This window comes from Thermococcus pacificus, assembly GCF_002214485.1.
GTDB lineage: Archaea > Methanobacteriota_B > Thermococci > Thermococcales > Thermococcaceae > Thermococcus > Thermococcus pacificus.
In genome coordinates, this window is sequence record NZ_CP015102.1 from 1,713,218 (window position 1) to 1,734,176 (window position 20,959).

Consider the following 20,959-nt stretch of genomic DNA (forward strand, 5'->3'; position numbering starts at 1 on the left):
CCAATTTTCTCCGGTCAAAATGAGGATTTTAATGGTCGGACACTACCCCCCGCACGGCGGAGGCGTTGCAAACCACCTGGACAGCCTTGTGGGAGAGCTCAGGAAACGCCACGAGGTTCACGTTCTGACCTACGGCCCCGTTGAGCCGAGGGGTTTTGAGAGAGAGTTCGTCCACCAGGTTCGCGTTCCACCTGTTTATGGGTTCAGGGGGACGAGCTTCGCTTTTCTGGGTTCGAGGGAGATAGTGAAGTTGCACAGGGAACTCGATTTTGACATTGTACACGCCCACTTCGTCGGGACGACGAGCTTTGCCGGAGTCCTGGCGAAGGGAAAGACAGGCATTCCGCTCGTCGTGACCGCCCACGGAAGCGACCTCGAGCACACCGCAAAGCTCGCCCTCGGGAGGTTCTACGTGAAGAAAACGCTGCTTGAAGCGGATGCGGTCATAACGGTGAGCCACTGGCTCGCGAAGAAGGCCCTTTCCCTGGGAGCGAGCTCGGTCAGGGTCATCCCCAACGGCGTTCGTGCCCTAACCCCTGGAAAGGAGGGCAAAAGGGAGTTTGTAACCTTCATTGGGGCGCTGAGGGAATACAAGAGCCCGGAGACCTTCATAGAGCTGGCCCGGCGCTTCCCGGAAAGGGAGTTTCTCGTTGTGGGAGACGGCCCCCTGAGGAAAACGCTCGAGGCAACCGCCCCGGAAAACGTCCACTTTCTAGGATACAGAAACGATATTGGGAACATACTCTCGAAAAGCGCTCTACTGGTTCTTCCATCGAAGAGAGAGGGCTTCGGGCTGGTGATCTTGGAGGCCAACTCCCTGGGCGTCCCGGCAGCTGGCAGGCGGGTCAGTGCGATTCCGGAGCTCATACGCGAGGGGAAGAACGGACTGACGTTTGGGACGTTTGAGGAGCTTGTTGAGGCCGTCGGGCTGCTCCTTGAACCCAAGAGGAACAGAAAAACCGGCCTAATCGCGGGCAGGGTGGCCGCTCTCTACACATGGGAGGAAGTTGCGAGGGAAGTCGAGGGGGTCTACCGCTCGGTTCTGGGATAGCTTTTTTAACCGCTTTTCAGACCCCCCTCAGGTGAGAGCATGACGGTAGTAATCAACATGCGAGAGGGCGTTGATGAGAGAAAGGTTAAGATAGCCGCGAGGTTCATACTTGAGGGTAAGCTGGTGGCGTTCCCGACCGAGACGGTCTACGGCCTTGGGGCGGACGCACTCAACGAAGAAGCAGCCAGGAGGATATTCCAGGCAAAGGGAAGACCCGCGGACAACCCGCTCATCGTCCACATAGCTGAATTCGAGGACTTAAAAAGGCTCGCCAGAGAAATCCCCGACGAGGCTAGACTTCTGGCGGAGAGGTTCTGGCCGGGGCCGCTCACGATGGTGCTCCCCCGGAGGGAGGAGGTGCCGGACGTAACCACAGGGGGACTGGACACCGTAGCCGTCAGGATGCCGGCCCACCCGATAGCACTCGCACTCATAAAGGCCAGCACCCCGATAGCGGCTCCTTCAGCAAACATAAGCGGGAAGCCCAGCCCCACCCTCGCTGAACACGTGGTGGATGACTTCTACGGGAAGATTGAGGCAATAATCGACGGCGGGGAGACGAACATAGGGGTGGAGTCAACCGTTATAGACCTCAGCTCGGAGAGGCCAACCCTCCTGAGGCCGGGGGGCCTGCCACTTGAGGAGATTGAGGCAGTTATCGGACCGGTTGAGATACACCCCGCTGTGAGGGGCAAACTCGTAGACGTCGCCCGCTCACCAGGCATGAAGTACAAGCACTACTCGCCGAATGCGCAGGTTATAGTCGTAGAGGGGCCAAGGGAGAGGGTTAGGCAAAAGATAGCCGAGCTTGTCAAGGAATACCGCTCGAAGGGGCTCCGCGTTGGGGTCATGGCCACGGAGGAGTATGAGGCAGACGAGTTCTTCCATCTAGGGAGAACGGAGGAGGACGTGGCCAGAAACCTGTTTAGAGCCCTGAGGGAGCTTGATAAGCGCGGCGTGGACATAATAATTGCCGAAGGGATTGAGGAAAGGGGGCTCGGCTTTGCGGTGATGAACAGACTGAGAAAGGCGGCAGGGTACAGAATAGTATGGGCATAGACAACGCTTAAATATCTGTAGGGTAAAGAAGATTTAACCGTATGCCCAGGCTATAATCATGTGGGGTGAGTGTCTTGGTAGCTGGTGTGGGACCAGAGGGGCCGGAGGACTTTGAACAGCTCGCAATCAAGAGAATTAACGAGGGCAACCTCAAGGAAGGACTCAAGCTGATGCTTAGGGCCGCCAAGGGCTACGAGGATAGGAGGCAGAAGGCCGATGCCGCGAGGCTCTACAAGTATCTGGGTTATGTACTCCTTGAGAAGACGAAGTCCGTGGAGAAGTCCAAGCCGTCACTTCTGAAGAGCGCTTACCTGTACCTAGATTTAATTGACGAGGAGGTATCCCGACCCGAGGTGGACATTGACGCCCTAGACAAATACTGTTTTAACGTCCTCGAAATATTTGCAACTCTTGATGACCATAAGAACCTCATGAAGTACGCGGAAGAGTTCGCGGCCATATATGAGGACCTCGGAAACTCGTATCAGGACAATGCAGACATAGAGATAGCTATAAGGGCCTACGAGTCGGCTTACAGGTACTATCGGCTCATAGAAAATATGGAGGCGTACAGGAGAATCGCCGAGATGATGATAACCCTCTACGGACAGGTGGCTGAGGAGAGGCTTGAGAAAGGTAACGTAAAGGACGCCGCCGAAGCATTTTACCGCCTCGCGTACTTTATACTGGCGATATTCGGCTACGACATCCACTTCATAGAGATGATGGACACCGCGGCGAAGAACTTCGAGAAGGCGAGCAAGGTTGCCTACTCAAACGGGGACCTCGATGGGACGACGAGCTACCTCGTCAAGGCCCAGTACTCATATCTGATGGCCAGGAACTTTAACAGGGCCAAGCTCATAGGGCTCAACACGGCAAGGATGCTCTACCAGGTGATAACATCCTACCGCTCCAATAGGGAGGAGGACAAGGCAGCTTCGAAGCTTGTCGAACTCAGTGAGGCGCTGATTGGTATCGGGAAGATCAACGAGGCCATGGATGCATACAGGAGTGCCCTCGAGTCTAAGAGCAACCTGGCCTTCAGAATAAGGGTAAGACTGGCCGTCCTCAAGGGGCACGCTGCGTCCAAGGGTTCTGAGGTTATAGTCAACGAAATCGATACTATAGAGTATTACCTGAACAGGAAGAACCTTATGAAGGCCCTCGAACTTGCCGAGAAGTCCATGAGGCGCGAGGAGCTAATGGAGACCCTCAAAAAGATTCACGCGGCAGAGGGAGTATACTAAAGGAAAAAAGAGGTCACTGAGACTTGACCTCAACCCTCGGGATCGGTATGTGGTATGGAAGGCGCATCTCCTTGGCGAGAAGCATCAACATCGGCGAGACTTCCTTGGTTATGAAGTTAACGACCTCAGCGAACATAAAAGGATCGAGTCGCTTTTCCTTTTCCCATTGGTCCAAAATCTCGTCTAAGTTTTCCTTTTGAGGGGGCAAATACATTAACAGCCCTTCAATACTTCCCTCAGCAATAGCAGGAGTGTATTGAATGTTATACGAGAATAAAACCTCGATTCCATTGGTTTTCCCCGTAGGAAGTCTTATTTCACCAAGTCTTAGCTCCTTTATCTTTGGAGTAAGTTTCACCTCAATTTGGCCAGTAGGCGATACGGTAGAACTTTTATTTATTCTGACATCAGTTATATTAATCCCAAGCACTGGCATTCTTTACCACCCCTCTTATATGTTCTGATTTAAATAGCCAAGAACATCGTTTTTAAACATTCCGGTCAAATAATAACCAATGCCGAGGGAAAAGGTTGTCCGTGTCTGGGACGAGAGGGAAGTCGTCTACACGCCGAAGCGCTGGCGCTACCTCCGGGAGAAAAGGGAGAAAGCCCTGGGGATAATGGAGCGCCTGGAGCAGTTCGACCCACAGCTCTACGGCAGTGTCGCGAGGGGCGACGTTAGGAGGGACAGCGACATAGACGTGTTCATTCCCTACAGGGTTCCGAGCTACCTCATCGAGCTAGCCCTGGAGGGGCTTGTGGGCAGAAGGAAAATCGTGATGGCGACCCCCTGGCACCTCATAAAGGGCGTCATCGAGATAGACGAGGAGACGACGGTGACCTTTCCGCTGATAGACCCCACGGACAGGGAGCTGGAGTTCTACCGCTGGGGAGGTGCGATAGACCTGTGGGGAGTGAAAACCAACGAGCGCGTTCCAGGCGTGAATAAGAAGCTGATTCTGATCATTCCGACGGAGAGGGGGCACATCGAGCGCGAAGTCGTCGGGAGGGAGAGTGAGGTTGCAAAGCTCCTCGGGGTAAGCATTGACATAGTCACCGAACGCGTCCACGTCCTCACGAGGCGTGACAGAATAGGGAGAACCGGGATCTACATTGACGAGGAAGTGCCCGACTGGATGACCTTTGAGGAAGCCCTCAAGATGATAGCTGACCGCGACCCGAACGTTAGGAGGAAGATTAGGGAGAGGGGCTAGTTTAGGGGGGACAACACAGAGTGAAGAAAGGAAGAAAAAATCACTCCTGGCAGCACTTCTCCTTCATGCTCGCCGGCAGAATTTCCTTGAAGCCCGTGTACTTCCAGAGGGCCTTCGGGAGCTTCACGACGCCTTCCTCTGTCTGGTGGTTCTCGAGGATAGCGACGATGGCCCTTGAGGTGGCTATGGCAGTCGAGTTGAGCGTGTGGACGAAGCGCGGCTTCTCGTGGGTCTTATCGCGGAAGCGGATGTTTAAGCGCCTCGCCTGCCACTCCGTACAGTTGCTCGCTGAAACAACTTCCCTGAACTTGCCCTGGCCGGCCATCCACGCCTCGATATCGTACTTTTTAGCCGCAACGTAGCCGAGGTCGCCAGTGCAGATGTTCACGACGCGGTAGGGTATCTCAAGCTCCTGGAATATTTCCTCTGCGTTGGTTATGAGCTTCTCGTGCCACTCCCAGCTCTCCTCCGGGCGGGAATAGACGAACTGCTCGACCTTGTGGAACTGGTGGACGCGGAAGATTCCCTTCGTGTCCTTTCCTGCCGTTCCCGCTTCCTTCCTGAAGCACGGCGAAACGCCGACGTAGAGGAGAGGTAAATCCTTACCCTCAATTATCTCGTTGGCGTGCATTCCAGCTAATGGGTGCTCAGCCGTCGGGATGAGGTAGAGGTCCTCCCCCTCGACCTTGTAGATGACGTCCTCGAAGTCGCCGAAGCTGGTGACGCCCTCTTCAACAAAGCGACGCACCATGTAGGGCGGTATCACCGGGACGAAGCCCTTCTCGATGAGCCTGTCAAGGGCAAAGCGAATCAAAGCTAAATCTAGTATTACAAGCTCGTTCATGAGGTAGTAGAAGCGCGCGCCGCTCACCTTCGCGGCCCTTTCGAGGTCGGCGCCCCTCAAAAGCTCCAGCATGTCGACGTGGAGCCTCGGCTTCCAGCTCAGAACCTCGTACTCCATCTTTCCGAGGCTCTGCTCCTTGAACGTATCGAGGAAGCCCTCCCAGACCTTAGCTTTACCCCAGAACCTTATCGGGACGTTCTCGGTGTCGTCCTTTCCAACGGGAACGCTCTCGTGGGTTATGTTCGGGAGGCGCCAGAGGTAGTAGTCTATCTTCTTCCGGAGTTCTTCTACCTCTTTCTCCAGGGCCTCGATCTGCTTCACTATCTCGTTGCTCTTCGCCAGGAGGTCGTCTATCGGTTCACCGGCCTTCTTGCGCTTGCCTATCTGGACCGCAAGCCGGTTGCGCTCCTTCCTGAGCTGGTTTATCTTCCTGAGGTTCTCGCGCCACTTGGCGTCGAGTTCGAGGATTTCATCTATCCACTTGAGCTTCTCAAGCTCGCCGCGCTTGATGAGGTCGCCCTTGACGAGGTCGGGGTTTTCACGGATGAGCTTTATGTCCAGCATAGTCTTCACCTGGGGATGGAACGGTAAGGAGTTTAAAAAAGGTTTTGATGAGGGGATTGGAGGAGCGACGAAATCAGCCGAAGAACGTAACCTCGACCTCTTCCCCCGCCTCGAGTATCTCGACGTTCTCCGGAACCTCGATGAAGCCGTCGGCATCGACGAAGCTGGTAACAGCTCCGCTTCCCTTCAGTATCGGCACCGCTTTCTCGCCATCTATCTTCACGGGCAGGAACTGCCTCCTTCCTTTGACGGAGAAGACCTTGTGGGCGAGCCTCTTCTTAACTTTCCTGACCTCACCCTCCCTTCCGATGAGCTTCCTGAGAAGCGGCGCGACGAGTAGCGTAAAGTTCGTCAGGCAGCTGGTAGGATAACCGGGGAGACCGAAGACGGGCTTCCCATCGATGAGGCCTATAACCGTCGGCTTGCCGGGCTGTATTGCTATGCCGTGTATCTTCACCTCGCCGAGCTCCTCAACGATGGAGTTCGTCAGATCCCTTATGCCGCCGCTTGCACCGCCGCTGAGCAGGACGACGTCGCAGCACTCCACACCCTTCTCAATGAGCGCTTTAAGGTTCTCGCGGTCGTCCCGCGCTATTCCAAGGAAGAACGCCTCGCCGCCGAGCTCCCTGACGGCATCGGTTATGGCCCTCCCGTTGATGTCGTAAATCTGGCCGTGCCTCAGTTCGCTCCCCGGGGGAACGATTTCGTTGCCCGTGCTTATAACCGCAACCTTCGGCTTCCTGAAGACGGGGACTTCCGCAATACCGACTGCAGAGAGGAGGGCCGTGTCCTTGAAAGTCAGCCTCGTTCCCCTCTTTAAGAGAGGTTCCCCCTTCGGGATGTCTGCCCCAGCCTTCATGACGCCGAGCGATGGATAAGCGGGTTTGTATATGATGACCTCATCCCCATCCCTGCTGACGTCCTCGAACTGGATAACCGCATCGGCCCCCTTCGGGAGCGGTGCGCCGGTGGATATGTAGACCGCCTCGCCGGGCTTCAGCTCGATGTTCGGGGTGTCCCCGGCGTTTATCTCGCCGACCACCTTCAGCCTGACCGGCTCGCTCTCGCTCGCCATGAAGGTGTCCTCTGCCCTGACCGCGTAGCCGTCAACCGTCGCCCTGTCAAAGGGTGGGACGTCTATCGGAGAGACAACGTCCTCAGCGAGAACCCTGCCGAGGGCCTCCTCCAGAGGCACCTTCTCGACCTTCGGCTCGAGCGGGAATGAGTTGATAACCTCGAGTGCCTTCTCCAGGGGAACGACCTTTAGGAACGCCATTCTATCACCCTGAGAAAAGAAGAAGGCTTTCTATAAATGGGTTGCGTAAGCGGAGGTGTTTACTTCCCGCGGCCAGAGTTTATCCGGGCGAAGATTATCCTCGCGGGGATAATGTTGAAGGGCCTATAAAGCCAGCCGCCCGGAACTGTGGAAAATCTTAAAGAACGGAGTTCACCACTCCTCGTCCTCTTCCCAGTCCTCTTCCTCCCACTCCTCTTCCCACTCTTCCTCGTCGAACTCGTCCTCCTCCAGCTCCCACTCTTCCTCTTCCTCGAAGAGCTCTTCTTCGAACTCCTCAACTTTCTTCTTTTTCTTAGGAGGCTGCATCCCGATCCCCGTTTCTACTTCCGGATTATGGCTTATAAACTTTTTTCCACCAATTTAAGCCCCTCTCAGGCCAAATTTCGTAATTCGGGCGGTTAGAAAGGTTTTTAATTGATGAAACCAAGTGATGACCATGAGAGTGGCGATTGTAACCAGCGATCCCCGCATTTACTACGTATCCACGAAGGTGCTGAAGGAGTACGGCATACCGTTCCGCAGCCTCAGGGTGGGGGAGAAAATCCCCTTCGACGTTGAGGTCGTGCTCACCTCGGAATCGGACTACGACCGCATAGACTTTCCAGTCAAGGTTGTCGTGAGGGACGAAGGGTTTATAGATGAGCTGCTATCGAAGCTTGAGGGACGGGAGAGGTTCCAGAGGATTTACATAGCCATAGACCCCGGTGAGAGGCCGGGCCTGAGCGTCGTCGCGGACAACCGCGTGATAGAGGTGCACCACCTGAAGAACCCAAGGGACGTTGGGATTATAATAGACCTGCTCGAGAAGTATCCGGGCGCTAAAATCAAGATTGGACACGGGGCAAAGAGACAGAGGGTGCTCATGCTTAAGGCCCTCGCCGATTTGCTGGGCTACGATTACCCGGTAATCATCGTGAACGAGTCGAGAACCACCCCGAAGGTTGGGGGGATGGAAGTATCGCAGGTTCAGGACATAGTGGCGGCGATAAACATAGGGCTCCGCGAGGGGAGAGAGGTCTCAATCGGCGAGATTCTCGAGGTCAAGGAGCCCACTAAGCGTGAGATAGAAGACATCAAAAGGCGAAGCCGCGAACTGAGCGGCAACATCACGATATCCTCTAAGCTGGCCCGTGAGGTGGCGGTGGGCAATCTGACACTGGAGGAAGCGATAGAGAGGCAAAGGAAAAGGAGGAGGTCAAAATGATCTTCGGTAAGGATGAGGAGAGGTATGAGAAAATCAAGCTCCGCGTTGCGGAGGCCCTCAAAAGGGACGTCGGCAGGGGGATAGTCAGGTTCGACAGGAGGTACCAGAAGCAGCTCGGCGTTGAGCCGGGGGACATAGTCGAGCTCATAGGCGAGCGTTCGACGGCGGCGATAGTCGCCAATCCGCACCCCGACGACCGCGGCCTTGACATCGTGAGGATGGACGGATACATAAGGAGGAACGCCGGCGTCAGCATAGGCGACTACGTAACGATCGCGAAGGCAGAGGTGCAGGAGGCCAAGAAGGTAACCCTCGCACCCGCCCAGAAGGGCGTCTTTATCCAGATCCCCGGCGAGATGGTGAAGGGGAACCTGCTCGGAAGGCCCGTCGTTAAAGGTGACCTCGTCGTTGCCAGCAGCAGGAACGAGACGTACTACGGCGGTTCGCCCTTCGATGAACTGCTTAGGGGGCTCTTCGAGACAATGCCCCTGGGCTTCGGCGAGCTGAAGTTCGTCGTCGTCAACACGGTCCCGAAGGGAATCGTCCAGATAACCTACAACACCGAAGTCGAGGTTCTCCCGCAGGCCGTCGAGGTTCGCGAGGAGGCCATCCCCGAGGTGACCTACGAGGACATAGGCGGCCTGAGCGACGCAATTCAGAAGATACGCGAGATGGTCGAACTCCCGCTCAAGCACCCGGAGCTGTTCGAGAGGCTTGGAATAGAGCCTCCAAAGGGTGTGCTCCTCTACGGTCCGCCGGGAACAGGTAAGACTCTGTTGGCAAAGGCAGTCGCCAACGAGGCCAACGCCCACTTCATAGCCATCAACGGTCCAGAAATCATGAGTAAGTTCTACGGAGAGAGCGAGGAAAGGCTGAGGGAGATATTCAAGGAGGCCGAGGAGAACGCCCCGGCGATAATCTTCATCGACGAGATTGATGCAATAGCTCCTAAGAGGGAAGAGGTAGTTGGAGAGGTTGAGAAGAGAGTCGTTTCACAGCTGCTCACCCTGATGGACGGTCTGAAGGGGCGCGGGAAGGTCATAGTCATCGCCGCAACCAACAGGCCGGACGCCCTCGACCCCGCGCTGAGGAGGCCCGGACGCTTCGACAGGGAGATAGAGGTCGGCGTTCCGGACAAAGCGGGGAGGAAGGAGATACTCCAGATACACACAAGGGGAATGCCCCTCGAGCCGGACTACGATAAGGAGACCGTCCTGAGGGTTCTGCGGGGGCTCATGAAGAGGAAGACCTTCGATGAGGGCACTCTCAAGAGGGTCATTGAAAGGGTCGAGGATGCGAGGAGTGAGGACGAGGTCAAGGAAGCCCTCAAGAGCGAAAGTGAAGTCTATGCAGAGGTGAGAACACGCCTCATAGACAGGATGCTCGACGAGATAGCCGACAAGACCCACGGCTTCGTCGGTGCTGATTTGGCCGCCCTCGCCAGGGAAGCTGCCATGGTTGTCCTCAGGAGGCTCATAAATGAGGGTAAAGTCAGTCCGGAGCAGGAGAGAATCCCACCGGAGGTTCTCCAGGAGCTCCGTGTGAGGAAGGCTGACTTCTACGAGGCCCTGAAGATGGTCGAGCCTTCCGCGCTCAGGGAAGTCCTGCTGGAGGTTCCCAATGTCCACTGGGACGACGTCGGCGGACTTGAAGAGGTGAAGCAGGAGCTCCGCGAAGCTGTAGAGTGGCCGCTCAAGTACCCGAAGGCATTCCAGAGGCTCGGAATAGAACCGCCCCGGGGAATACTCCTCTACGGCCCGCCCGGAACAGGTAAGACGCTCCTCGCTAAGGCGGTGGCGACGGAGAGTGAGGCCAACTTCATCGGAATCCGCGGGCCGGAGGTTCTCTCCAAGTGGGTCGGTGAGAGCGAGAAGCGCGTGAGGGAAATATTCAGGAAGGCCCGTCAGGCCGCTCCAACAGTGGTCTTCATAGACGAGATAGACGCCATAGCGCCTGCAAGGGGCATGGAGGGCGACCGCGTTACCGACAGGCTCATCAACCAGCTCCTGACGGAGATGGACGGCATCGAGAGGAACAGCGGCGTAGTTGTTATAGCGGCAACCAACAGGCCGGACATTCTCGACCCCGCACTGCTCAGGCCGGGAAGGTTCGACAGGCTGATACTCGTTCCAGCTCCCGATGAGAAGGCCAGGCTGGAGATACTCAAAGTGCACACAAGGCGCGTCCCCCTCGCCGAGGACGTTAACCTCAGGGAGCTTGCCAAGAGAACAGAGGGCTACAGCGGTGCCGACATTGAGGCCCTGGTGAGGGAGGCCGCACTCATAGCGATGCGCAGGATAATGCGGGAGCTTCCAGAGGAGCTCGTCGAGGAAGAGAGCGAGGAGTTCCTTGAGAAGCTCAAGGTGTCCAGGAAGGACTTCGAGGAGGCGCTGAAGAAGGTCCGCCCGAGCATAACGCCCTATATGGTCGAGTACTACAAGAACTTCGAGGAGAACAGGAGGCGCAGTGGGGAGAAAGGGGCGAAGGGCCCCGACTACTACACCTTCTGATCCCATTTCTTTTTGGAAAAAGTTTTATACGTTGGTGCCCAAGAGCTTACACGATTAAACCGAGGGGTGGCGAAAATGGTCAAGATAATGGCTTCCAAGCTTAGGGACGTTGAGCTTATAACCGACACCGGTGTAAGGCTCGGCTGGGTCTACGACCTTAGCTTCGATGAGGAAACCGGCGATATTCTTGTGATAGTTGCCGAGCCAGACGAAGACCTCGACACCAGCGAGTTCGTTACCGACCACGAGGGACTCCTCCTCGTCCCGGTCAGCGCGGTGAAGAGCATCGGAGAGGTCATAATCATAGACTCGACCAAGCTCGCGGTGAAGTCAAAGCTCAGGAGGCCGCCCACAGCCTCTGCCCTGACCGGAAAGGGCGAGTGAGTCAGTAGCCGTCGTAGAGTCTCTCCGCGAGGAACCGCGGGAGACCCGCTTCCAATATCTTTCTCGCGGCTTCTTCCACATCGTATTCCACCCGGTGGAACTCGACGTTGTCCGGGGGTTCTTCTTCAGTGTCCATGATGGCATAGGCCGCTCTCCATTTCCCGTCACGGGGCTGGCCGACACTTCCAGGGTTTATTATCCTTCTCCCTCCAAGGAGCTTCAGCATCGGTACGTGGGTGTGCCCCACCAGCAGGTCGTCCTGCTTTATGTAGCTCAGAACGGCTTTGAACTCGCTATCGGGGAGCCAGGGGAAGAGATACTCATCGAGGGGTGCCCTCGGTGAACCGTGGATGAGCAAATAGCTCCTCCCTCTATCGTCGGTGAAGAGTTGCCTAACAGGGAGCCTTCTCAGAAATTCAAGGTTCTCGATACTCATGACCCGCTGGTGCCACCTCACAGCCTCCCTCGCGTAGGGGTTGAAGCCCCAGTCGAGGCCGAAAGCGACAGCGTTGTCGTGGTTTCCACGAACGCAGAGGAAAGTTCTCTTTTCCATCTGCTCTCGAACGAACTCAACGACCTCGTTTGGTGAAGCGCCGTAACCTACCAAATCTCCCATGCAGAGGATTGCATCCGCTTTCTTAATCTCTTTCCAGACGGCCTGGAGGGCTTCCCAGTTTGAGTGGATGTCTGAGATGAGGGCGATGATCATGGCACTTCCCAAAACCGTTTGAGAAGCTCACGTTAAAACACTTACCGGACGAGAACCAACGAATGAAAAGGGAATTGGAAGAAAGAGAAGGGCTCACTCCTTCTTCTGCTTCTTCTTCCAGTTGCTCCACTTGTAGAGCGCCGCGAGGGACTTGATGGCCCTCTCCGGCTCCGGATAGGCTGGAATGCCCTCCTCGTTGAGCATGTCGATGGCTTCCTTGGCCTCTATTCCACCGACGATGGCAACGACGAGTGGCTTCTTCCTTCCGCTCTCGTTGTACTCGCGGATGACTATCTTCGCGAGGTCACGCGGGTCGAGCACAGCCGTCTGGCAGTAGAGAACGGCTATGCTGTGCATCTCGGGGTGGGCGAGCGCATCGCGAATGGCTCCCTCGTAGCTCTCCGCTCCCGCCATACCGGTGAGGTCGACCGGGTTCTTGTAGCTTCCGAAGGGCGGCATGTGGTTGGCGAAGACCTTAAGCTCCTCCAGGTTGTCGTAGAGGTGGAGTCCCTCTTCCTCGGCAGCGTCGGTGGCCATAACGCCTATTCCACCGCCGTTGGTGAGGATTACGACGTTCTCGCCCTCTGGCTCAGGCAGGTTGCTGAGCGTTCTCGCCCAGTCAAAGGCCTCTCCGATGGTCAGAGCGCGGAGAACGCCGCTCTGCTTGAAGGCGGCGGTGTAGATGCTGTCTGCTCCAGCAAGGCTTCCGGTGTGGCTTGCGGCGGCCTTGGCACCGCGCTCGCTCCTTCCAGCCTTTATGATGATGATCGGCTTCTTCATGCTGACCTTCTTTGCGGTCTCCATGAACTTCCTTCCGTCCTTCACGCCCTCCATGTAGATAAGTATGGCGCCGGTGTTCTCATCCTCCTCGAAGTATTCGAGCAGGTCAGCGTCGTCGATGTCGCTCTTGTTTCCAATGCTGACGACCGCTGAGAGGCCGACCTTCTCAAGTATCGTCCAGCCCATGAGGGCTATTCCGAGGGCACCGCTCTGACTGATGAGGGCGAGCTTGCCCGGCATGACGTCGGTCGGGCCGAAGGTAGCGTTGAGCTTCTCCGGGGTGTAAACGACACCGAAGATGTTCGGACCGAGGATCCTCATGCCGTACTTGTGAGCGGTCTCGACGAGCTGCTGCTCGATCTTCTTGCCCTCCTCACCCAGCTCACCGAAGCCGGAGCTGATGATCGGGAGAACCTTGACACCCTTCTGTCCACACTCCTCGACGACCTGCGGGACGAACTTGGCCGGGACAACTATGACGGCCATGTCAACCTCGTCGGGAACATCGAGGATGCTCTTGTAGACCGGGAACTTCCTTCCGCTGATCTCTATCTCACCGCCCTTGACGTTGACGGCGTATATCTTGCCCTCGTAGCCGTACTCAACGAGGTTCTTCATAATTGCGTACCCTATCTTCCCGGGCGTTCCTGAAGCGCCTATAACTGCGACGCTCTTGGGCTTGAAAAGTGCCTCAATCCTTGAATCAGCCATTCTTATCACCTCTAATGACATTCCAGTTTTACGTCTATAAAATGCAGTTAAAACCTTTCCCTTCTCTTTTTGCCGATGAGAAAATCGACAGATGTTAAAACCCTGAAAATAATAGGTGATGAGTTTTAGCTCACTGAAATCAGTTAGGCTGCCCGTAATAACCTTTATTTCCCGGAAATTCTTCATCAGGAGAACCAGGTGGGAGAAAATCTTTAAAAGCAAACCCACAACAAAAATTAGGGTGATCTAATGGCAATAATACCCAAGCCCGAGAAAGAGCTAACGCCGCTCGAGAGCATAGTCCTTAAGTGGATGAACCTTTCCTTTGACTTCGTTGTGATAGTCTTGGCCCTTCTCACGATGGCGTATGTGATCTACGCGATATACGACCTAATCGGCATCTTGTTTCATGGTTTTGACGTGGAGGAGGCGCTTCACGAGTTCTTGCTCGTCATCATACTTTTGGAGCTGTTTGAGCTGCTCACCCTCTACATAAAGGAGCACCACGTGAGCATGCGCCGTGTGGCCGAGCTCGGCGTTGTTGCTCTGGTGAGGAAGCTCGTAATAACCGTTGACTATAAATCCCTCGGCTGGGAAGTCATGCTCGGAATGGCCGCCCTGATATTCGTTCTTGGCTGGATATACGTCCAGGAAAGGTGGAGGGTTTCAGAAGAGGAGAAGTTCATCGTTGAGCACGGGCTAGACCGATGATGACCCTTCCCCTCCCCGAGCGGTGAGGAGCAATCCGGTAGGCTGAGGCAAAGGCTAAATACCTCCCTTCCCTATCTTTTTCGGTGGTGAGCATGGGAGTTCAGATCGGTGAGCTGGTACCAAGGAAGGAGATAGAGCTCCAGAACCTCTACGGGAAAAAGGTCGCTATCGATGCCTTCAACGCCATGTACCAGTTTCTCTCAACGATAAGGCAACGCGATGGAACTCCTCTAATGGACTCGAAGGGCAGGATAACCTCTCACCTCAGCGGCTTCTTCTACAGGACAATAAACCTGATGGAGGCCGGAATAAAGCCCGCCTACGTCTTCGACGGAAAGCCGCCAGAGTTCAAGAAGAAGGAGATAGAGAAGCGCCGCGAGGCCAGGGAAGAGGCTGAGGAGAAGTGGCATGAGGCCCTTGAAAAAGGTGACTTGGAGGAGGCGAAGAAGTACGCGATGAGGGCAACTCGCGTTAACGAGCAACTCATAAACGATGCCAAGAAGCTCCTCGAGCTAATGGGGATTCCCGTTGTTCAAGCCCCGAGCGAGGGTGAGGCCCAAGCAGCTTACATGGCCGCCAAGAAGAAAGTTTACGCCTCAGCGAGCCAGGACTACGACTCGCTCCTCTTCGGCGCGCCGAAACTCGTGAGAAACCTCACCATAACCGGCAGGAGGAAGCTCCCGGGAAAGAACGTCTACGTTGAAGTGAAGCCCGAACTAATCGTTCTGGAGGAGGTTCTCAAGGAGCTCGGCATAGACAGAGAAAAACTTATAGAGCTGGCGATTCTTGTTGGGACGGACTACAATCCCAGCGGGATAAAGGGCATTGGCCCGAAGAAGGCTTTGACCATAGTCAAAAGAACCAAAGACCCGCTCAAGAAGTACCAGAAGGAGAGCGAGGTCGACCTCTACGCGATAAAGGAGTTCTTCCTGAACCCGCCAGTTACGGACGAGTACGAGCTGAGATGGCGCGAGCCCGACGAGGAGGGAATTCTAAAGTTCCTCTGCGATGAGCACGACTTCAGCGAGGAGAGGGTTAAGAGCGGCCTTGAAAGGCTGAAGAAAGCGGTGGAGAGTGGAAAGCAGAGGACGCTTGAGAGCTGGTTCGGGAAACCTTAAACCCGAAATCCAGAGGCTTCACATTTTTCCAGCGTCGATGCTCATACAGGTATTTTGAGGTTCAGCTTGTCAACGAGCTCCTTATAGCGGTTTCTGACGGTGACTTCGGTGACGCGGGCGACCTCAGCGACCTCTCTCTGGGTCCTCTTCTCATCCTCGATGAGGCTCGCTATGTACAGCGCCGCTGCGACCAGTCCGGCAGGGCTTTTGCCGCTGGTGAGGCCCCTCTCGTAGGCCTCCTCGAGGATGGCTATCGCCCTCCTTCTGACCTTCTCACTGAGGTTGAGCTCGTCAGCGAACTTATTCACGTAGTCCGTCGGCTTGACGAAGAGCTTCTTGGGAGTGAGGTTAAGGTTCCTGGCTATGAAGCGGAAGCTCCTACCAATCTCCTTCTTGTCAACACGGGAAATGTCCGCTATCTCGTCGAGCGTTCTCGGAACCTTCAAAAGCCTGCAGGCGGCGTAAACGCAGGCCGCTATGACGCTCTCTATTGAGCGACCCCTTATGAGGCCTTTCCGCACAGCCTCACGGTAGAGTCTAGCCGCTTCCTCCTCGACGTGTCGCGGAAGACTGAGCTGAGAGGCAATCCTGTCAAGCTCGCTCAGGGCGAAGGCGAGGTTACGCTCTGCCGCGTCACTGACCCTGAGTCTGGACTGCCACTTCCTCAGCCGGTACATCTTCTCGCGCATCAGTCCGGAGAGGTTCCTGTCAATGCCGATGTCGGTTGAGAGACCCTTATCATGGAGGAGAATGCTCTCAGGAGCACCGACGCGCGCCCTCTTCTCCCTCTGGCTCGCGTCGAAGGCGCGCCACTCCGGGCCCATATCAACTACGTTTTCCTCGATAACGTAACCGCAAACCTTACAGATTATCTCGCCCCTACCCGGGTCGTAAATGAACTCGGTCGAACCGCACACCGGGCAAACCCTGCGATTGCTCACTCCAACACCCCCAACCGGCCGGCTATTTTATATAGCCCTTATAAACCTTCGCCTTTTTTAACTACATAGCGAAGTAACCAGGCGATGTCCTCACGCTTGAAGGTTATCCTCTCCAGAACACGAACGTCCCAGTCCTCCTCAACTATGTTAGCATAAATCCAGAGGAAGACGGGATCGTCATCGGTCCCGACGTGGAGGTTGCGGTAGAGCAGATCGGCCGTCCCGTCCTTGTTCTTCTTTACCGAGACGGCCTTCCAGGTGTCGAGACTGACCTCTCCCTTTTCGTCGAGAATCTCCACTATCTCCCTGGCGTCCATGGCTTCACCTTCTCGCTACCACTTAATGTTGAAGTCTCTCCTCGTCCGCTCGTCGATCTGCGCCAGAATCCTCTTGAGCTTGGCGTCGTCGATGGGCTCGCGTATCTGGCCGGCCTGATAGAGCTGGACCAGGACGAGCTGGACCTGTCTCGCGAGTTCGGGCTTAACGAGCTTCACCCTTCCGAGCCTCTCCCTGGCCTCCGGCGTGAGAATCCTCCTCATTATCGCGTCGAGCTGGGCCTCAAGCTCCATCTCCTGCCTCATGGCCTCTTCCTGAGCCTTCTGCTGCTCAAGATACCTCTTCTGGAGCTCCATGAGCTTCTTCTTCCTGATCTCCTCAATGTCCTCCGCCATGGCCCTCACCTCCTATGCTAAGGTTGGGGATTGGGTTAAAAATGTATTGCATCTGCGTTAGCCATTTAAAGGAGGACGGAACTAAAAGGTTGGGAGGTAGTATGGGAGTTCTCCTCAAGGGCATCATAAAGTTAATCATCGTGGTCCTCATAATCTCGGCCATCATCTACGATCATCAGACGGGCGTAATCACCGTGAAGACTTCGGATCTCCTCCAGAAAGCGGGAATAAACACTATCGACCGCGATGCCTATCTCAAGAAATACTCCGAGGCCTTCGACTGCTCAAAGCCCTACTGGAGGAATTGGGGGCCGGGAATAATCAAGTGCGACATCAACGAGAGTGAGATAAATGCGATAATGCCGGTTGCGGAGAAGGTAAAGGGCCGGGACATCCTCGAGACCGCATGGAACCTCCACAAATGGGAAGTCGAGAACACCGACTACGACTACGAGAAATTCATGGCGCTCGAAGGGGGCACCCTCCTTCCCCACGAGTTCCTTCAGAAAAAGAAAGGAGTATGCAGGGACTACGCGGTCTTCAACTATGCGGTTATGAAAGCCTTGGGTTACAGAGATATATACCTGGCCTATATCAGTATGTCAAGCTCTATTTGGGGCCATGCGGTTCTGGTCTTCAAATACAATGGAACCTACTACGCGCTCGACTGGTGGGGACCGCAGAAGATAGACGCACATTACGCCGAGAGATGGGAGGGGAGCCTTTCGATAGTCATCCTCAACGATAAGGGCGAGGTTGTTTCGTACGTTGGGGTTACACCGTGGGAGGTAATCAACAGGCTGCCTCAGCTGACTGTGATGGTGATTGGCATATTGTTGATTGTCCTGGTGTTAAAATACTAAACCGAAAGTTACAAACAAGAAGCAAGAATAGAGGAGCTCAGTACTTCTTGAGCTCGGGGATCTGCTCCTCAAGCTCCTTCTTGAGCTCGGTGGCGATCTTGTCGAGGAAGCTTTGACCCTGCGGGGTTACGACCCTTCCCTCACCCGGAACCTTCTGGACGAAGCCAGCGGCCTCAAGCTGCTGGAGAGCCTTCCTTATGATGCTACCGCTGGCCTTGTAGAAGTGCTCCGGGGCGTGGCCGCGGTTCTTTCTGCCGCCATACCAGGTCCTGAGCCTCTCGATGCCGACCGGCCCATCGACGTAGACCTTCCTGAAGACGCTGGCGACCCTGTAGTACCACCAGTCGTCCTGCTCTGGAAGCCTCTCCTTGTGCCTGCCGGTCTTGACGAACGGGGCCCACTCGGGCGGCTTTATAGCCTCTATCTCCTTGAGCTTCTGGGCAACCCTCTCAACGAGCAAATCACCGGGAACGTCGTAAACAGTCGCCATTCTTCAATCCCTCCCCTTCTTGAATTTCCTCCTGAATTGAGCGATGTCGAGCTTGACTTTCTTAACGGGCTTCTCCTCCCGCTTTTCCTTCGAAAGCTCCTTTCTCTGGAGCTTCCTTAAATACTTTTCCCAACCTTCCCTCGGTTTGAACAATATAAACCTTTTGCCGCGCACGTCTATGAGCTCGCTGTCGGTCATCTCCGCGACCTTTCTGGCAAGGGTTCCCCTGTCGAGGCCGGTGCTTATGAGCGCACCCTTCCTTATCTCGACCTTGAGGATTCCATCCTTCTCAAGCTGGGTGTTTATCTCCTCGATGACGCTCTCGTCCAGTCCCCTCTTCCCTATCCAGGCTCGCGGAGGGATATCGTAGTATCTCGCCCTTATGGCGCGTCTCACCTTTCCGGATAAGCGTTTCTCCATACCTCTCACCTCTAAGCCTCTCGCGGTTTGCTGGAGGTCTTATAAAGGTTGGCCTTTTAAAGGTGTTGGGTGCAGAGGGGAAAGGGGGTCAAACCATGCTCGTCCATCATCTCTACTCAGGTGGGAAAGATTCAAGCCTGGCCGCGTGGATACTAACAAGACTCGGCTACAATGTCGAGCTGGTGACGGTGAGCTTTGGCCTTCTGGACAACTGGCGTTTCGCGAGGGAAACGGCTGAGAGGCTCGGCTTTGAGCACAGGGTTCTCTACCTCCCGAAGGAGACGCTGGAAAAAGCGGCGGAGATGGCAATCCGAGACGGCCACCCAAACAACGCCATACAGTTCATCCACGAGAAAGCTTTGGAGGCCCTCGCCTCGCTGCCGGAAGTTGAGAGAATAAGTGACGGCACCAGGAGGGACGACCGCGTTCCTCTCCTTGACCTGCCGAGGGCACGCTCGCTGGAAGACCGATTTGGCGTAGCCTACATAAGGCCCCTCCTCGGCCTCGGCTACAAGACGATCAGAGAACTCACGGAGAGGCTCTTCGTCGTTGAGATCAGGGAGAGCGAGGAGCTGGAGAAGGCTGACTATGAAGTAGAGCTGAGGCATCTGCTCCGCGAGAAAGGCATCGACCCGCTGGGGATATTCCCGAAGAGCCACTACCAGTCAAGGGTCATGGGGTGGAAAGAAGGTCGCAACAGGGAAATAGAATAAGAATCAGAGGCCGCTGAGCTTTCTGACGATCGGGTTCTCGGCCTCTTCAGGCTTTATCTCCTCAACGGCCTCGATCCATATCTTGTTCCTCGGAACGCGGTGCTTGCTACCGACCTCGGAGTAGAGGATCTCAACAACGTCCTCCTTCTTAAGCCCGCGGTACTCCCTGGTGAACCTCTCCTTCTTTCCGTTCCTCTCGAAGACGCCCTTAACGCGGAAGACCTTAACCTCCATTTCTCACACCTCCGTCATCAGTCAAGGAAACCTAACGCTTCTTCAATCTTAACTATCTCCGGTCCAGTGGTGAGGTGTCCAACGACGACACCGTGAGAGTTGGCCAGCATGCATGAGCCAACGAACGGGACACCCATGTTGGCGGTTCCGACGTAGACATCAACCTTGAAGAGGTCGCGGAGCCATTCCAGCTCCTCATCAGTGGCCTCGGGGTGAACCAAGCCGCCCCTGTTGGTGACCACACCGGCGCTTCCAACCGCGTGGTAGTCGCCTATCATGCCCCTCTCAACTTCGACGCCGAGTATATCTTCGAGCTTCTTCGCCTCCTCGCGGGTGAACTTGGCACTTATAAGGGCTGCCTTATCGTTCGCTAAGATGAGGTTGCCAAAAGCCGTCAGCGTGCTCTGGAAGGGGACCACTTCCACGTCAATGCCGTACTCCTTGAGCTGATTGTTTATTGCATCAAGCTCGGCGTCCCAGATGTACCATGGGACCACTATCGCGTTGGAGTTGCCGGCTGCGAAAATGCCGACTATCCTGGACTTCATCACGCTCGTCTCGATGAGCGGAACCTTGAGGACCTCCCTGAGAACCGCGAGCTTCTTCTCTCCGAGGCCCTCCCTAACCAGGACTACCTTATCGGTCGCAAGGCCGTAAACTCCAAGATACGGTGAGTTCTCAAAATCAAGCCTCTCTATGTGCATCGCTCAACCCCTCGCAAAAGGAAAGGATCATGCGAGGGAGACCTTGGCCACCCTCTTGCCTTCCTCCTCCTCGACAACAACCTTAACGCGGAGCTTGCTAGGGGGCTTCTCAGCGCCGCGCTCCCAGATCTTCTCGTTGACGTCGGTGCCGATAATGACCTCATCGGCCTTGGCGTGCCTCGCTATCCACTCGCGGAGGAAGCGAGCTGCCCTCGGGGCCCTCTTCCAGCGCGGAACGCGCTTCTTTATCTTCTGAATCGGAACGACGAATATAACTTCCTCACCCGGCTTGATCGGCATTTAGATCACCTCACTCCTTAAGCTTGGTCCTTCTCCACATTCTCCTCTTGGGGTGGGTCATGACCTTCCTGTTGGTCTTAACGATGACCCAGACCGGAACGCGCCTGTTCTGCTTCGCGGCCTTGGCAAGTCTGAGCTTCTTCGCAAGCGGCTTGTTTCTCGCCATAACTACACCTCCCGGGATTATCATGAATGCCTGTTGTTGCTTTGGCTATCC

General features: G+C 55.5%; 26 protein-coding genes. 11 read left to right on the forward strand and 15 right to left on the reverse strand.

What is annotated here, in order from left to right:
• The first annotated feature begins 19 nt into the window (after positions 1-19).
• From A3L08_RS09400 to A3L08_RS09410, 3 genes are all read left to right on the forward strand, one after another.
• The gene (locus tag A3L08_RS09400) at positions 20-1,051 is read left to right on the forward strand and encodes a glycosyltransferase family 4 protein (protein ID WP_088854758.1); all 1,032 of its coding nucleotides are present in this window, start codon (positions 20-22) and stop codon (positions 1,049-1,051) included.
• Between the two features lie 39 nt (positions 1,052-1,090).
• On the forward strand, positions 1,091-2,110 hold the full coding sequence (locus A3L08_RS09405) for an L-threonylcarbamoyladenylate synthase (RefSeq protein ID WP_088854759.1): 1,020 nt from the start codon (positions 1,091-1,093) through the stop codon (positions 2,108-2,110).
• A 74-nt stretch (positions 2,111-2,184) separates the two neighbouring features.
• A complete protein-coding gene (locus tag A3L08_RS09410) occupies positions 2,185-3,360 on the forward strand; it encodes a hypothetical protein (RefSeq protein WP_232461729.1) in 1,176 nt (391 codons plus the stop codon).
• A 13-nt stretch (positions 3,361-3,373) separates the two neighbouring features.
• Here A3L08_RS09410 and A3L08_RS09415 read toward each other — a convergent pair whose 3' ends face one another.
• The gene (locus A3L08_RS09415; RefSeq protein WP_088854760.1) at positions 3,374-3,796 is read right to left on the reverse strand and encodes a hypothetical protein; all 423 of its coding nucleotides are present in this window, start codon (positions 3,794-3,796) and stop codon (positions 3,374-3,376) included.
• A gap of 79 nt (positions 3,797-3,875) precedes the next feature.
• Between A3L08_RS09415 and A3L08_RS09420 the strand changes: the two genes are divergently transcribed.
• Positions 3,876-4,574 carry a nucleotidyltransferase domain-containing protein gene (locus tag A3L08_RS09420; RefSeq protein WP_088854761.1) on the forward strand — a complete coding sequence of 233 codons (699 nt, stop codon included), beginning with the start codon at positions 3,876-3,878 and terminating at the stop codon, positions 4,572-4,574.
• Between the two features lie 40 nt (positions 4,575-4,614).
• Here A3L08_RS09420 and serS read toward each other — a convergent pair whose 3' ends face one another.
• The 3 genes from serS to A3L08_RS10030 form a co-directional block, all read right to left on the reverse strand.
• A complete protein-coding gene (gene serS / locus A3L08_RS09425) occupies positions 4,615-5,982 on the reverse strand; it encodes a serine--tRNA ligase (RefSeq protein WP_088854762.1) in 1,368 nt (455 codons plus the stop codon).
• Positions 5,983-6,055: 73 nt separating this feature from the next.
• Positions 6,056-7,258 (reverse strand): molybdenum cofactor synthesis domain-containing protein, encoded by a 1,203-nt coding sequence (locus A3L08_RS09430; RefSeq protein ID WP_088854763.1) that lies wholly within the window; start codon positions 7,256-7,258, stop codon positions 6,056-6,058.
• A 171-nt stretch (positions 7,259-7,429) separates the two neighbouring features.
• The gene (locus tag A3L08_RS10030) at positions 7,430-7,585 is read right to left on the reverse strand and encodes a hypothetical protein (protein WP_198362121.1); all 156 of its coding nucleotides are present in this window, start codon (positions 7,583-7,585) and stop codon (positions 7,430-7,432) included.
• 130 nt (positions 7,586-7,715) lie between these two features.
• On the opposite strand from A3L08_RS10030, the gene A3L08_RS09435 reads away from it, so the two are divergent.
• The 3 genes from A3L08_RS09435 (at position 7,716) to A3L08_RS09445 (ending at position 11,377) form a co-directional block, all read left to right on the forward strand.
• A complete protein-coding gene (locus tag A3L08_RS09435; protein ID WP_088854764.1) occupies positions 7,716-8,483 on the forward strand; it encodes a hypothetical protein in 768 nt (255 codons plus the stop codon).
• Positions 8,480-10,993, forward strand: a complete 2,514-nt coding sequence (locus A3L08_RS09440) for a CDC48 family AAA ATPase (RefSeq protein ID WP_088854765.1) — start codon at positions 8,480-8,482, stop codon at positions 10,991-10,993. Before A3L08_RS09435 ends, A3L08_RS09440 begins: the two co-directional genes overlap by 4 nt.
• Before the next feature lie 75 nt (positions 10,994-11,068).
• Complete coding sequence (locus A3L08_RS09445; RefSeq protein ID WP_088854766.1) at positions 11,069-11,377, forward strand: PRC-barrel domain-containing protein; 309 nt, start codon at positions 11,069-11,071, stop codon at positions 11,375-11,377.
• Between the two features lies 1 nt (position 11,378).
• Here A3L08_RS09445 and A3L08_RS09450 read toward each other — a convergent pair whose 3' ends face one another.
• Positions 11,379-12,086: a metallophosphoesterase family protein gene (locus A3L08_RS09450; RefSeq protein ID WP_088854767.1), complete on the reverse strand. Its 708-nt coding sequence runs from the start codon at positions 12,084-12,086 to the stop codon at positions 11,379-11,381.
• Between the two features lie 93 nt (positions 12,087-12,179).
• On the reverse strand, positions 12,180-13,577 hold the full coding sequence (gene acs, locus A3L08_RS09455) for an acetate--CoA ligase alpha subunit (RefSeq protein WP_088854768.1): 1,398 nt from the start codon (positions 13,575-13,577) through the stop codon (positions 12,180-12,182).
• 249 nt (positions 13,578-13,826) lie between these two features.
• Here acs and A3L08_RS09460 point away from each other — a divergent pair, with 249 nt between their 5' ends.
• The gene (locus A3L08_RS09460) at positions 13,827-14,288 is read left to right on the forward strand and encodes a phosphate-starvation-inducible PsiE family protein (RefSeq protein ID WP_088854769.1); all 462 of its coding nucleotides are present in this window, start codon (positions 13,827-13,829) and stop codon (positions 14,286-14,288) included.
• A 92-nt stretch (positions 14,289-14,380) separates the two neighbouring features.
• Positions 14,381-15,406 carry a flap endonuclease-1 gene (fen, locus tag A3L08_RS09465; protein ID WP_088854770.1) on the forward strand — a complete coding sequence of 342 codons (1,026 nt, stop codon included), beginning with the start codon at positions 14,381-14,383 and terminating at the stop codon, positions 15,404-15,406.
• Positions 15,407-15,447: 41 nt separating this feature from the next.
• Here fen and A3L08_RS09470 read toward each other — a convergent pair whose 3' ends face one another.
• The 3 genes from A3L08_RS09470 to A3L08_RS09480 are packed head-to-tail and all read right to left on the reverse strand — an operon-like array spanning position 15,448 to position 17,018.
• Positions 15,448-16,347 (reverse strand): transcription initiation factor IIB, encoded by a 900-nt coding sequence (locus A3L08_RS09470; protein WP_088854771.1) that lies wholly within the window; start codon positions 16,345-16,347, stop codon positions 15,448-15,450.
• A gap of 38 nt (positions 16,348-16,385) precedes the next feature.
• On the reverse strand, positions 16,386-16,664 hold the full coding sequence (locus tag A3L08_RS09475) for a hypothetical protein (RefSeq protein WP_088854772.1): 279 nt from the start codon (positions 16,662-16,664) through the stop codon (positions 16,386-16,388).
• A gap of 15 nt (positions 16,665-16,679) precedes the next feature.
• Entirely contained in the window at positions 16,680-17,018 is a 339-nt protein-coding gene (locus A3L08_RS09480) for a DNA-binding protein (RefSeq protein ID WP_088854773.1), read from the reverse strand.
• A gap of 101 nt (positions 17,019-17,119) precedes the next feature.
• Between A3L08_RS09480 and A3L08_RS09485 the strand changes: the two genes are divergently transcribed.
• On the forward strand, positions 17,120-17,881 hold the full coding sequence (locus tag A3L08_RS09485; RefSeq protein WP_157721617.1) for a transglutaminase-like domain-containing protein: 762 nt from the start codon (positions 17,120-17,122) through the stop codon (positions 17,879-17,881).
• A gap of 37 nt (positions 17,882-17,918) precedes the next feature.
• Here the strand turns inward: A3L08_RS09485 and A3L08_RS09490 are convergent, their stop codons facing one another.
• Together A3L08_RS09490 and A3L08_RS09495 are read right to left on the reverse strand one after the other, a co-directional pair.
• Positions 17,919-18,371 carry a 30S ribosomal protein S19e gene (locus A3L08_RS09490; RefSeq protein WP_088854775.1) on the reverse strand — a complete coding sequence of 151 codons (453 nt, stop codon included), beginning with the start codon at positions 18,369-18,371 and terminating at the stop codon, positions 17,919-17,921.
• A 3-nt stretch (positions 18,372-18,374) separates the two neighbouring features.
• Entirely contained in the window at positions 18,375-18,791 is a 417-nt protein-coding gene (locus tag A3L08_RS09495; RefSeq protein ID WP_088854776.1) for a YhbY family RNA-binding protein, read from the reverse strand.
• A gap of 95 nt (positions 18,792-18,886) precedes the next feature.
• Between A3L08_RS09495 and A3L08_RS09500 the strand changes: the two genes are divergently transcribed.
• Positions 18,887-19,504, forward strand: coding sequence for a DUF7411 family protein (locus A3L08_RS09500; RefSeq protein WP_088854777.1), 618 nt, complete (start codon positions 18,887-18,889; stop codon positions 19,502-19,504).
• 3 nt (positions 19,505-19,507) lie between these two features.
• Here A3L08_RS09500 and rpl18a read toward each other — a convergent pair whose 3' ends face one another.
• The 4 genes from rpl18a to A3L08_RS09520 are packed head-to-tail and all read right to left on the reverse strand — an operon-like array spanning position 19,508 to position 20,908.
• Positions 19,508-19,738 (reverse strand): 50S ribosomal protein L18Ae, encoded by a 231-nt coding sequence (gene rpl18a / locus A3L08_RS09505; RefSeq protein ID WP_088854778.1) that lies wholly within the window; start codon positions 19,736-19,738, stop codon positions 19,508-19,510.
• A gap of 17 nt (positions 19,739-19,755) precedes the next feature.
• The gene (locus A3L08_RS09510) at positions 19,756-20,442 is read right to left on the reverse strand and encodes a translation initiation factor IF-6 (protein ID WP_088854779.1); all 687 of its coding nucleotides are present in this window, start codon (positions 20,440-20,442) and stop codon (positions 19,756-19,758) included.
• A gap of 27 nt (positions 20,443-20,469) precedes the next feature.
• A complete protein-coding gene (locus A3L08_RS09515) occupies positions 20,470-20,742 on the reverse strand; it encodes a 50S ribosomal protein L31e (protein WP_088854780.1) in 273 nt (90 codons plus the stop codon).
• A gap of 10 nt (positions 20,743-20,752) precedes the next feature.
• On the reverse strand, positions 20,753-20,908 hold the full coding sequence (locus A3L08_RS09520) for a 50S ribosomal protein L39e (RefSeq protein WP_012572069.1): 156 nt from the start codon (positions 20,906-20,908) through the stop codon (positions 20,753-20,755).
• Between the last annotated feature and the right edge of the window lie 51 nt (positions 20,909-20,959).